General features: G+C 56.5%; 9 protein-coding genes. 3 read left to right on the forward strand and 6 right to left on the reverse strand.

What is annotated here, in order from left to right:
* The first annotated feature begins 93 nt into the window (after window positions 1-93).
* Window positions 94-1293 carry a DUF1611 domain-containing protein gene (locus tag ACK3CJ_RS09650; protein WP_409526203.1) on the forward strand — a complete coding sequence of 400 codons (1200 nt, stop codon included), beginning with the start codon at window positions 94-96 and terminating at the stop codon, window positions 1291-1293.
* Complete coding sequence (locus ACK3CJ_RS09655; RefSeq protein ID WP_409526204.1) at window positions 1290-2444, forward strand: alanine/ornithine racemase family PLP-dependent enzyme; 1155 nt, start codon at window positions 1290-1292, stop codon at window positions 2442-2444. The genes ACK3CJ_RS09650 and ACK3CJ_RS09655 overlap by 4 nt, the downstream gene beginning before the upstream one ends.
* Here ACK3CJ_RS09655 and msrB read toward each other — a convergent pair.
* From msrB to ACK3CJ_RS09685, 6 genes are all read right to left on the reverse strand, one after another.
* The gene (gene msrB / locus ACK3CJ_RS09660) at window positions 2402-3562 is read right to left on the reverse strand and encodes a peptide-methionine (R)-S-oxide reductase MsrB (RefSeq protein WP_409526205.1); all 1161 of its coding nucleotides are present in this window, start codon (window positions 3560-3562) and stop codon (window positions 2402-2404) included. The genes ACK3CJ_RS09655 and msrB overlap by 43 nt on opposite strands.
* 278 nt (window positions 3563-3840) lie before the next feature.
* Window positions 3841-5661 (reverse strand): allophanate hydrolase, encoded by a 1821-nt coding sequence (atzF, locus tag ACK3CJ_RS09665; protein WP_409526206.1) that lies wholly within the window; start codon window positions 5659-5661, stop codon window positions 3841-3843.
* Complete coding sequence (locus ACK3CJ_RS09670; protein WP_409526207.1) at window positions 5658-7319, reverse strand: dipeptide ABC transporter ATP-binding protein; 1662 nt, start codon at window positions 7317-7319, stop codon at window positions 5658-5660. Before ACK3CJ_RS09670 ends, atzF begins: the two co-directional genes overlap by 4 nt.
* Before the next feature lie 2 nt (window positions 7320-7321).
* On the reverse strand, window positions 7322-8200 hold the full coding sequence (locus tag ACK3CJ_RS09675) for an ABC transporter permease (RefSeq protein WP_409526208.1): 879 nt from the start codon (window positions 8198-8200) through the stop codon (window positions 7322-7324).
* On the reverse strand, window positions 8197-9279 hold the full coding sequence (locus ACK3CJ_RS09680) for an ABC transporter permease (RefSeq protein WP_409526209.1): 1083 nt from the start codon (window positions 9277-9279) through the stop codon (window positions 8197-8199). Before ACK3CJ_RS09680 ends, ACK3CJ_RS09675 begins: the two co-directional genes overlap by 4 nt.
* Window positions 9227-10831 (reverse strand): ABC transporter substrate-binding protein, encoded by a 1605-nt coding sequence (locus tag ACK3CJ_RS09685; protein WP_409526210.1) that lies wholly within the window; start codon window positions 10829-10831, stop codon window positions 9227-9229. Before ACK3CJ_RS09685 ends, ACK3CJ_RS09680 begins: the two co-directional genes overlap by 53 nt.
* Before the next feature lie 142 nt (window positions 10832-10973).
* Here ACK3CJ_RS09685 and ACK3CJ_RS09690 point away from each other — a divergent pair, with 142 nt between their 5' ends.
* Complete coding sequence (locus ACK3CJ_RS09690) at window positions 10974-11900, forward strand: LysR family transcriptional regulator (protein WP_409526211.1); 927 nt, start codon at window positions 10974-10976, stop codon at window positions 11898-11900.
* Window positions 11901-11927 lie beyond the last annotated feature (27 nt).

The raw sequence follows: 11927 nt of genomic DNA on the forward strand, positions 1-11927 counted from the left end.
CCATCGCTTATGAGGGGCCTCTGGTTGATTTCTGGCTAAGTCAGATTTGTGCGATTGTTTCTTCCTCTGAGCCAGCAATATAGAGGCTCTACTATGTCCAGTTCTTCCAGCTTATCGTCGCTCCAGCCACAGGGGGCGCCGAGCCTGGTAACGCCAGATCATGCCTGGCCTACAACCCTTCAGAGCCATCCTGATGGTGATCTCATACGTACAGAGACAGCCGTCGTCTACTGTGAGGCCAACTTTGCCGGCATTGATGGCAAGACCGCTAACGGACTCGTCCGGCATTCGCAAAAATACAACATCCTGTCGGTCATCGACAGTCAAAAGGCCGGTCTCGATACCGGCATGGTGCTGGACGGTCAGCCTAACGGTATTCCTATTCATGCCAGCTTGGCCGATGCATTGCTGCTGGCGGACGGGACACCGGACTATTTTATTTATGGAATGGCACCTTCGTCGGGCATGCTGTCTGCCAGCGAGCGTGGCATTGTACTCGAGGCTATTACTCTGGGGATGAATATCGTCAATGGTCTTCATGAGTTCCTGAATGATGATCCGGAGTTCATCGCCGCCAGCGCCGCCAATGCCGTCAAAATGATTGATGTGCGCCGGCCACGCCCCACCAAGGCGCTGCGAGTGTTCAGCGGTCGTATCACCGACGTGACCTGCCCGCGTATTGCTGTTCTGGGCACCGATTGCGCCATTGGCAAGCGCACCACAGCCACGGCTCTGGTCGCTGCGTTGACCGACATCGGCTTGAAAGCGGTGATGATCTGTACCGGCCAGACAGGGTTGATACAGGGTGCCCGTTATGGCATTGCACTCGATGCAGTCCCTTCACAATTCTGTGCCGGTGAGCTTGAAGCCACTATTATCGAGGCTTTTGAAGCCGAACAACCTGATGTCATTGTCATCGAGGGTCAGGGGGCGCTCAGTCATCCAGCCTTTTCCACTTCATCGTTCATCCTGCGCGGAAGCTGTCCCGATGCGGTGGTTTTGCAGCATGCTCCCGGTCGTGTCAATCGTTGTGATTTTGACGGGATGGCCATGCCCACGCCCGATACCGAGATTAAACTTATCGAGACCTTCTCTGAAACCAGAGTGATCGGGCTTACCCTGAACCACGAGCATATGAGCTTCAGTGAAGTGACTGCGGCTATTTCATCCTATGAGGGCGAACTGGGTATTCCTGCTACCGATGTTTTGACCCGGCCTGTGGAGCATCTGGTTCAAATGGTTCTCACCGCATTTCCCTCACTGGAGACACCGCAGCTGTCGGAACGGCAATGACTGCGCCACGACTGGATATCGATCTCGACAAGATCTACCACAATGCGTGTAGCCTGGTGCGAAGATTGGCGGCTCGTGGCATTTCTGTCACGGGGGTGACGAAGGCAAGCCTTGGCTCTACCGCCATTGCCAATACGTTTCTGCGTGCGGGAGTCACCCATCTGGGCGACTCTCGAATCGACAATATTGAGGCGATGCATCGCGAGCACATCACCGCACCGATGATGCTGATTCGCTCACCTATGCTCAGCCAGGTGACGCGAGTGGTGCGACACAGTGATATGAGTGTCAACACAGAAATGACTGTCATCCGTGCGCTTTCTGCTGCCGCCGGAGTTGCAGGATGCACTCACGGCATCATGCTTATGGTCGAGCTTGGCGATCTTCGTGAAGGCATTATGCCTGCCGACCTGGAGCACGTCGCGCGTGAAGTGGTGCGCCTGCCACACGTGCGACTGTGTGGCATAGGCACCAATCTGGCCTGCCAAAGCGGTGTCGTGCCGGATTCAGGCAATATGGATGAGCTATCCGCTCTTGCCGAGACCCTCGAGGCGACTCTGGGTGTTCACCTCGCCATCATTTCTGGCGGCAACTCCGCCAACCTCGACTGGGCACTCGGGGCATCCGTTACCGGTCGGATCAATAATCTTCGCTTGGGGGAGTCGATTCTACTTGGCTGTGAACCACTCCACCGTCAGCCTATTGATGGCCTCTATACCGATGCCATCACCTTCGTGGCTGAAGTCATCGAACAGAAGCTGAAGCCGTCACAGTCCAGAGGGCACATCGCTCAAACTGCCTTTGGAGATGCAGCCCAGTTCGTCGATCGTGGCCGCATTGTTCGGACGATTCTGGCGGTTGGACATCAGGATATTGATCCGGGCGGCCTGTCGGCACCGATCGATATGACGATACTTGGAACAAGCAGTGACCATCTTGTCCTTGATCCCGGCAATAACGTCCTGTCGGTGGGCGATGAGATTCGCTTCGGGGTCAACTACAGCGCCTTGATGAAAGCGATGACATCACGCTTTGTCATCAAGGCGGAGAGGGGCGGAAAACGCGGCGTCCAGCAGGAAATATCCGGACATCGCGTAACGAAAAGCTATCAGGAGATGGGCGGCCCGACCAGCTCAAGATATTCGCCATAACCCTCGGCTTCCATCTCCTCTTTAGGAATAAAGCGCATCGCAGCGGAGTTCATGCAGTAACGCAGGCCGGTTGGCTGCGGTCCGTCACTGAACACATGGCCAAGATGGGAGTCTGCGAAGCGGCTACGTATCTCGGTGCGGACCGAAAACAGCTTCCGATCCTCTTTTTCAACCAGGATGTCTGGTTTGATCGGCTGAGTGAAGCTGGGCCAGCCTGTTCCAGATTTGTACTTATCGCGCGACGAAAACAGCGGTTCGCCCGACACGATATCAACATAGATCCCTTCGCGCTTCTCATCCCAGTAAACATTGCTGTAAGCCCGCTCGGTACCATCTTCCTGGGTGACTTTGTACTGGATCGGTGTCAGGCGCTGTTTCAGCGTTTCGGCATCTGGCTTGGTAAATGTATCAGGATTAAAACCACTATTGCTGTTGCTGTTGCTCATGGCTGCAGGACGAAATTGACCGTAATCGATCTCCTTATCCTCACCCCAGATGGCATCAATAAACTGATAGCGGCCTGAGTTACGGGTGTAAACGTTGTAACGGATCGGATTGGTCTTGTAGTAATCCTGATGGTACTCCTCGGCATCGTAAAAAATTTCAAAGGGTACAATGTCGATAATGACAGGATTCGGATAACGATTTTCTGCGATCAACGCCTGTTTTGCCGCTTCTGCCAGCGCCTGCTGTTCCGGTGTGTGATAGAAGATCCCCGGACGATACTGGCGCCCGCGATCTACAAACTGGCCATCGGCATCGGTCGGATCCATCATGCGCCACAGACCTTGCAGCAGTCCCTCGTAGGTGATCACTTCAGGGTCGTAGTACACCTGAACCGCTTCGGTATGTCCTGTCCTGCCGCCAGCGACCTGCTTGTAAGTCGGATTGACCTCCGGCCCGCCCGTGTAACCGGACACCGCTTCTACCACGCCAGGAAGTACTTCGAACCCTGCCTCCGCACACCAGAAGCATCCGCCAGCAAAGGTGGCCACCTCAAGAGAAGGATCATCAGGTGCATACTGGCTGGTCTGGGCGGAATGATTGCTGGCTCCAACATTAACGCCGATAACTGTCACTGCCAGCAACAGCCCAGCAACGATAAATGAACGTTTCATACTCTGTACCTCGTAAGCCTTAGACATATAGAACTGTGATCTGCTTCAATGCCACAGGGTTCAGTATGTCGGCAAAGGTTCACAGGGGGATCTGTAATTGATTACGAAAGTATCACGTTTGAGGATCATCTTTTGCTGTGTAAAGAGTTGGATGTGAAAGAGAGATAGCGGCATCGGTCCGGAAATGGCATTGCGGCTCTCGGGGCTTCTTGGTCTCACGCCCGAGAGCTGGCTGATTATGCAGAATATTTGTGGTCTATGGGTAGCAAGAAGATCACTCAAGCCGACTGCAAAAAAGCCCTCCAACACCCCAGTGCCGAAATATCTTCGGCTCCATTAAGCCCTGATGCTTCACACACAAAGCCTTTTACAGTGCGTTGATCGCTCAACACCACTGTACCGATACCTAGCGGTGAAGGTATGCCTGATATGAAATCCCCCACGGCCGTTTTTGGTAGGGCCCAAAGCTCGAGTGCTACGGCTACACCTTCTGATTCCTGTCGAACTAAACCGGGACGGTAGGGTGGACCACCCGACAGTGCGAACAATTTGTAATGGGGAGCAGTTTTGGTTCGTTCGATAAAACGCCCACCGCGACAGGTGAGTTCGTGGTTCAGTGGCAGGCCAGACATGTGTGCGCCGCACACGGCCAGAATCAATTCGTCGTTTGTTGCGGTTGCCGTCGGGGTCGGTGCACTCTGATAAGGCCAGCCGGTATTGCCGGGGCTGATTCGGGCCCAGGCTTCGAGGCGTTGGCCCTCAGTTGCAAGCAGGCTGTCTTTGCCTTGAGTACCGATGAAAGTGACGCTGCCGGGGCGGCCATCGCTGCGGGGTGGGCAGGGGACGGTGAGTGCACACAAATCAAGCAGGTTAACAAAGTTGGTGTAGGTGCCGAGCCGATTATTGGGGCCGATCGGGTCGGCTTCGAGGTCGGCAGTGGTATAGAAAGTCGGGATGCTCGGTACGCACAGGTAGTCGAACCGTTTCAGTATTGTCCGACAGGTTTTCTTTAGCGCCTGCAACTGGTACAGGCCCTTAAATGCGTCCATCGCGGTTAGCTTCTGGCCTGGTTGGATGATCTGGCGGGTGACCGGGTGTATGGCGTCCGGCGTTGTCGTCAGCAGGTCATCGATCACCAGAGTGCGTTCGGCGATCCAGGCGCCGTGGTAGAGCAGATCTGCAACCTGATAAAAAGGTGTAAAGTTGATGCGTTCAAGGCGTGCGCCTTCGGCTTCCAGCTGCGTGAGCGTGGCTTCGAAGGCGTCAGCTTGCAGCGTGTCTCCGAAGAAGCGCAGGCTGGCGATATCAGGAACCCCGATCGCAGGGTTGGGTAGTGGTGAGCTTATGGCCGGCAGCGTTAATGACCGGGTGTAGGCATCGGCCGCATCATAGTGGTTGGCAACACTCAGCACTGTCATCGCATCGTTGATGTTCAGTGCGAAAATCGAGACGCTATCCAGCGAGCGACAGGCGGGCACCACGCCCCGGTTCGAAATCGCGCCCAGGGTGGGTTTCAGGCCAACCAGGTTGTTCAACGCCGCAGGCACCCGGCCGGAGCCGGCAGTATCGGTACCCAGGGCGAAGGGCAGCAGCCCCTGTGCAACAGAAACCGCCGAACCAGAAGACGAGCCTCCGGGCACCAGCGCCGGGTCGATGGCATTACGCGGGTGTGGGAAAGGAGAGCGCACACCCACCAAACCGGTGGCGAACTGGTCCAGGTTGGTTTTGCCAACCGGGATGGCTCCGGCGGCGCGCAGGCAGGCGACGACATGGGCATCTTCAGCCGGTGCATATTCGTAGGTTGGGCAGGCCGCAGTGGTTGGCATACCGGCCACATCGATGTTGTCTTTAACGGCGAAGGGGATGCCCCAGAGAATCTGTCTCGGATCGAATTCGCCAAGGCTTTCGGCGAGCTTCAGCGCGTCAGCTTCGTCCATTAAATGAATAAAAATACCGGGATCGTTCAGCTCCCGCAGTCGTCGATACATCTCTGTGATGATCTGGCTCGGATGGTAGCCCTCCTCGGCATAGGCCTGGCGCAACGAGGTCAGTGTGAAGGGTAAATTTGCTAATGGCGAAACAGTCGTCGGGTGATTCATAGTGCGCTTTGCACCTCTCGCAGTTTTGGGGTCGTTAAAACACGCTCGGGCGGTCGGGGTGCTGCCGACAGCAAGGCGCGGGTATAGGAGTGTGCCGGTGCCGTCATCACTTGCTTGGCAGGTCCAGCTTCAACGATGGCGCCGTCTTGCATCACAATTACTTCATCGCACAGCAAACGCACCACGTTCAAGTCGTGGCTGACGAAGAGGTAGCTCATGCCTAGCCGTGCACGCAGGTCGGCAAGCAGGTTGAGAATTACGGCCTGAATGGACACATCGAGCGCGGCGGTCGGCTCATCCAGAATCAGAAATTTTGGGTTCAGCGCGATGGCTCTGGCGATCCCGACGCGGGCTTTCTGGCCGCCGGAAAGCTGGTGCGGGAAGCGGCTGAGCAGATTGGCGGGCAAGCCGGTTAATTCGGCTAGTTCCTCAACGCGTTCAAGTAAGGCCTTGCCGCGCAAACCTGCCAGCCGACGTAGTGGTTCGGCGATGCAATCCCGGGCACTGTGCCTTGGGTTCAGGCTATCGGTCGCGTCTTGGAAAACCATTTGAATGTCGCCCCGCAAAGGGTGCTTGCCGAACTGCTCGGCAGGAATCTGCGCCAGGTCTTTGCCTTGGTAGAGAATTTGTCCTTCTGTTGGGTCGAGCAGCCGCACCAGCATCGACGAGGTGGTCGATTTACCGCAGCCACTTTCACCTACCAGCCCAACGCTCTGGCCTTGGTTAACGGTGAACGAAATGCCTTTCACGGCGTGAACCGGACCTGTTTTGCCTGCATAGGTTTTACGAAGACCGCGCACTTCCAGTAATGGCTGGTCGCTTGTGGTGTAGTCGATTTCGGGTGGGCGGCGGTTTGCCGGCAGCAGGCTGCGCACACTGGCATCCGGCCGGGGTGTCGCTTCTACCAGTCTGCGTGTGTAGTCATGTTGTGGGTTGGCGAATACGGCTTCAGCCGGGCCGGTTTCAACGATTACGCCGTCTTTCATTACAGCCAGACGATCGCAATATTGAGCGGCAAGGCCCAGATCGTGCGTGATCAGAATCGACGCCATGCCGCGCTCGCGAATCAATTCCAGGCTGAGGTCCATCACGGCTTTCTGGGTGGTGATGTCGAGGCCGGTTGTGGGTTCATCGGCGATCAGCAGGCGTGGATCACAGGCGAGCGCCAGGGCAATGACGATGCGCTGGCACATGCCGCCAGAGAGTTCGAACGGGTAAGCGTGGTAACGTGCTTCCGGGTCCTGAATACGAACATCGCGCAGCGCCTTAATAGCTTTCTTGCGGGCGTCGCCGCGGCTGGCCCGAGCGTGCTGGCGCAGCACGTCTTCAATCTGGTGACCGACCTTGCGAATCGGATTCAATGCTGCGCGCGGGTTCTGAAAAATCATCGAGATTTCACGGCCGCGAATGGTCTGTAAATCCTGTTCGCTGGCGCGGCGTAAATCAATACCGCTATAGGTCACTTCACCTGCGGTAATGGTGCCACCAGCATCGAGAATACGCATCAGCGCATAAGAGGTAACTGACTTGCCGGAACCACTTTCGCCGACGATACCTAAGGTTTCGCCCTTGGCCAGTTCGAAGCTGATGCCCCGCACCGCCTGTACTTCACCGCGTCTGGTGCGAAAGCCAACGGCCAGATCCTTGATTGATAACATAATCAGGTTCTCCGCCTTGGGTCGACGATGTCGCGCAGCCCGTCGCCCATCAGGTTGAAGGTGAATACTGCAAGCATCAGCCACAGACCGGGGAACAATGCGACCCACCAGTGGCCGGAGACCACAAAGTCCGCGCCCTGAGCAACCATGATGCCCCACTCTGGCGTCGGCGGGCGTACGCCCAGCCCTATGAACGAGAGCCCTGCGGCGTTAAGAATCGCCCAGCCCAGATTTAACGATACCTGTACCATCATCGGCGGTAGCGCATTGGGGAAAATATGAAACGCCAGCACCCGCCAATGCGAATTACCGGATAACCGCGCCGCCAGTGCAAATCCAGACTCACGCCGAATGTTCACTTCCGCGCGCACCAGTCGGGCATAAAATGGAATGTTGATAATGGCCGTGGCGTACACGATGTTTTCAATGGTATTGCCTAGCGCTGCCACAATGCCCATGGCCAGCACAAACAACGGAAACGCCATTATGGTATCGAACACCCGGTTCAACACGGCATCCAGCCACCCACCCCAGTAACCGGCGATGGCGCCAAGTACCGAACCGATTACAAACGAGAGCGCCACGGCTGCAATGGAAATGCTGAGGTCCAATCGCGTTGCCACAATTACTCGACTGAACACATCTCGGCCGAGGTTATCGGTGCCGAACCAGTGGCTTAAGCTGGGTGGTTGAAGCGCCTGGGCGGCGTTGGTAGCAAGTGGGTCGTAAGGCACCAGGTAAGGGCCGAGCACGGCCGAGCCGATGAAAAACGCGAACAGCCCGAACGATAACAGAGTGACCAGGTTATCCCGCAGCACATAAAGTAAATGTGCCCACAGCCCGCCCTGGTTGGGTGCTGATATGGGAGTTGCAATCGTCATTTTGCAGCAAACCTTATGCGTGGATCGATCAGGGTGTAACTTAGATCGATCACCAGATTCAGAAACACAAACAGCAAGGCCATGGCGAGCACAAAGCCCTGGATTGCCGCGTAGTCGGAGACCACCAGCGCCTCCACCGCGTAGGAGCCAATTCCTGGCCAGGCGAAGACTTTTTCGACCAGTACGTTAGCCCCAAGCACGAACGAAAACACCATGCCAAGCGTGGTGACCACCGGCAGCAACGCATTGCGAAAGGCATAACCGAACAGCACCATAGCGCCAGACAAACCCGCCGCACGAGCGGTGCGAATGTAGTCAGACGATAACGCCGTGAGCATCGATGCCCGCGTCATTCGTGCGATAGGGGCGAGCGTAAACAGCGCCAGCGTCGTTGCCGGTAAAATGAGCTGTCTCAGTGCCGCGAAAAAGGTTTCAGTGTCACCGTCGATCAGGCTATCGATCAGGTAAAAACCGGTGACCCGGGGCGGTTCGAAATAAATAAAATCCAACCGGCCCAGCGGCGAGGGCGCGACACCGAGCAGATAGTAAAAAATATAAATCAGCAGAATACCGGTAAAAAAGGTGGGTAGTGAAACACCTGCCGTTACTAGCACCCGACACAGATGATCCACCCAGGAGCCCTGGCGGACCGCTGCCAACACGCCGAGCGGAATGGCTACGGCGCAGGCGATCAACAAGGCGGTGAGCGTGAGTTCCAATGAGGCGGGCAGGCGCATGGCCAGATCTGTCAGTACCGGTTGGCCGGTCGAAATAGAATTGCCCAGGTCTCCCTGCAATAAATCCCCAACGTACAGAAAGAATTGCCTCCACAGGGGTTGGTCGAGACCAAGTGCGCGGCGCACTTCCTCAATCGACTGGGCATCGGCCATGGCACCAGCGAAGTAAACGGCGGGGTCCCCGGGCAAGGCCCGGGTCAGCACGAAGCTGATGACCACCACACCGAACACTACCGGCAAGGTCTGCAAAATACGCCAGAATACGGAGCGAAGCTGTGCATTCATGACATTAAACCCCAGTGATTGACCGCGCATCCAATTGGCGATGGAACCAGAACTCATAATCCGTCGCGCCGTTCAGCGCCACGTTCAACGCTGGTTGCCACAACGGAATACGCGGAATGTCTTCAATCACGATCTCGAACATACGTTGAATCAGCCCCGCGTATTCCGGGTGATCCATTGGCATGTGCAGGGTGCGTTCGGTGAGGGATTCGACCTCTTCGTTGTAATAGTTCGATGAATTAAACAGCTTGTCTTTCTGGTAGGCCCAGAAGAAATAGTAATCCGGTGTGTTCAGCCAGCCTCCAAAGTTTTCCAGATGAAAGGCAAGTGATTTCTCCACCAGCGCCACGGTACGCCAGTTCGCACCCGGTATTTTTTCGATGGTGCACGTAATGCCGATTTTCTGCAGGCTTTCCTGTATCAGCAGCGCAGTCGGTTCCATCCATGCGGCGAGATCCAGGCTGATAGAAAGTGGCACACTGAAGCCATCCGCATAGTTTGACTTCGCCAGGAATTCACGGGCGGTATCCAGGTTGGTGTTATAGGGGAAAGGGCGTGGCCATTGAGTATCGGTCACGGTTTCCGGTCCGCCCCACATGGGTGCTCCCCGGCCGTAGGCGGCGGTGTTGAAAATGGCCTCGTAAGGGATCGCCCAAGCGATGGCCTTGCGCACGTTCGGGTCCTGAAAGGGTTCAAAGGCCGTATTCAGGCAGGCGCAGTGAATGCAGTTCTCGATGGGGGTTGAATGCACCGTCAGCTTATTGGCGAGTTCCGCCGCATCCCGATCCGGAATATCGAACGAGACCTGCACATCCCCGCGTTCAATCAGTGCACGCCGGGTCGACTGGCTGGGCACTTCGCGCACAATCACTCGGCGCGTGGCTGGCAGCGGGCCGCCGACCCAATCGTCGTTGCGCTCATACACCAGTTGCTGCCCCTGGTCCCAGCGAGCTACTTTAAAGGCACCTGAGCCAGCGGGGTTCTGGTGCAGATACTCCATCGCCCAGGGGTCATCTGCCGTGGCGTTGGCTTTGGCAACTTCGGCATTAATGATAAAAGGCACCGGCACGGCGAGATCAGGCAGCGAGAGCTTGGACGGGTAGTCCAGAGTTACGGTGAAGGTAGTTTCATCGACCGCCGCGAACTGATCCGACCGGCTCAGGCCTCCGGCGCGCATCTGGGTAGTCGGGAAGCCTCCCACTGATACCGCTCGGTCGAATGACCATTTAACATCTTCGGCGGTTACCTTGCGGCCATCCCAGAAGGTGGCATTGGACTTCAGTTTAAAGGTGATGACCAACCCGTCATCCGACAGGCTCCAGCTTTCAGCCAGTTCTGGCTCGATGGTCTCGTAATCGTATGAGAGTTCGCCACTGGGCAGGGTTTTGGTACCGAAGCTGACCAGTCGGTCGTAACAGTTAATGGCCACCTGGTAACTCGCCCGGTTGGTGCCGACCCGGTGTAGATCCAGACTGTTGATCGTTTGCCCCGATACCACTACCAGCGTATCGCGGGATTCAGCCGCCGCGGGCAGAATTTTCAGAAAAGGCAGCGAGGCAGCCCCCAGTGAGAGCATCTTCAGGAAGGTACGGCGATTCGTGTCGGTCATGGCTGGCTCCATCGGTTACGGGACGTTATTTGAACAGTCTCGGGATGGTTTTTATCTTGCCGCTTTACCGGTGGGTTGGGAAATGCTATTAATTCACAGTTCCGGTGCATTAAATGCACCACTCCTTTACCAGGGCATACTCATGCGGCATCTATACACCTTTCAGTTAATAGAAGCGGTGGCCCGAGCGGGCTCCATCCGCAAGGCGGCGGAAGATGCCAACATCACCGCCTCGGCACTGAACCGCCGTATTGCACGCTTTGAAGAGGAGTTTGGCACCCCGGTATTTGAGCGGTTGACACGTGGTGTGCGCCTGAATCCGGCCGGTGAGCTGGTGCTACAGCACTTTCGTGCCCAGAAATCGGACTTGCAGCGCGTGCAATCCCTGGTATCCGACCTTTCCGGTATGCGCCGCGGCCATGTGACCCTGGCCTGTTCCCAGGCGCTGGTGCCGTATTTCATGCCAGAGCAGATAGCTCGCTACAGGCGCGACTATCCGGGCGTTACCTTTGCCATAAAAGTGCGCGACCGAAGCCAAGTGGAGCGGGAGCTGGCCAGCTTCAGCAGCGACCTGGCTCTGGTGTTTGAACCGGAACACCTGGTGGACTTCGACGTAATGCACAGTATTCCCCAGCCTGTATGCGCCGTGTTCTCCGCCGGCCACCCTTTGGTAACCAAAACCAACTTGCGTCTGCGAGACTGCCTTGAACATCCCCACATACTGCCAGCCACCGAGTACGGCGTACGTAACCTGCTAAACCGGGCCGCAAAAGCTCAGGGCCGCACAGTCACCCCGGTGGTAGATACTGAATCTTTCGAACTGATCCGCCACTATGTGCGCCATGAACAGGTAGTGGGTTTCCAGATACCCATAGGGCTGCAGGCTGCGCCGGACAATGGGTTGGTGTTTCGGGAGTTGCCTGCGCGAGATGTACCCGTTGGGCATTTGTTGCTGGGGCAGTTGAAAGGAAGGGTGTTACCGGTGGCAACTGCGCGGTTTGCGATGCAGCTTTCTATGGCGCTAGAGCAACTGAATAGCCGCCAAACGAGCCAGCCACCTCCTGGCTAGAGCCATGCCTACATCCGTATGAGAGTA

This window comes from Nitrincola salilacus (genome assembly GCF_046271865.1).
Classification (GTDB): Bacteria; Pseudomonadota; Gammaproteobacteria; order Pseudomonadales; family Balneatricaceae; genus Nitrincola; species Nitrincola salilacus.

Coding starts and splice junctions, on each gene's coding strand:
- ACK3CJ_RS09680 (WP_409526209.1), bottom strand. CDS start 9,279: ATGAGTTCTGGTTCCATCGCCAATTGGATGCGCGGTCAATCACTGGGG.
- ACK3CJ_RS09670 (WP_409526207.1), bottom strand. CDS start 7,319: ATGTTATCAATCAAGGATCTGGCCGTTGGCTTTCGCACCAGACGCGGT.
- ACK3CJ_RS09690 (WP_409526211.1), top strand. CDS start 10,974: ATGCGGCATCTATACACCTTTCAGTTAATAGAAGCGGTGGCCCGAGCG.
- ACK3CJ_RS09655 (WP_409526204.1), top strand. CDS start 1,290: ATGACTGCGCCACGACTGGATATCGATCTCGACAAGATCTACCACAAT.
- ACK3CJ_RS09650 (WP_409526203.1), top strand. CDS start 94: ATGTCCAGTTCTTCCAGCTTATCGTCGCTCCAGCCACAGGGGGCGCCG.
- atzF (WP_409526206.1), bottom strand. CDS start 5,661: ATGAATCACCCGACGACTGTTTCGCCATTAGCAAATTTACCCTTCACA.
- msrB (WP_409526205.1), bottom strand. CDS start 3,562: ATGAAACGTTCATTTATCGTTGCTGGGCTGTTGCTGGCAGTGACAGTT.
- ACK3CJ_RS09685 (WP_409526210.1), bottom strand. CDS start 10,831: ATGACCGACACGAATCGCCGTACCTTCCTGAAGATGCTCTCACTGGGG.
- ACK3CJ_RS09675 (WP_409526208.1), bottom strand. CDS start 8,200: ATGACGATTGCAACTCCCATATCAGCACCCAACCAGGGCGGGCTGTGG.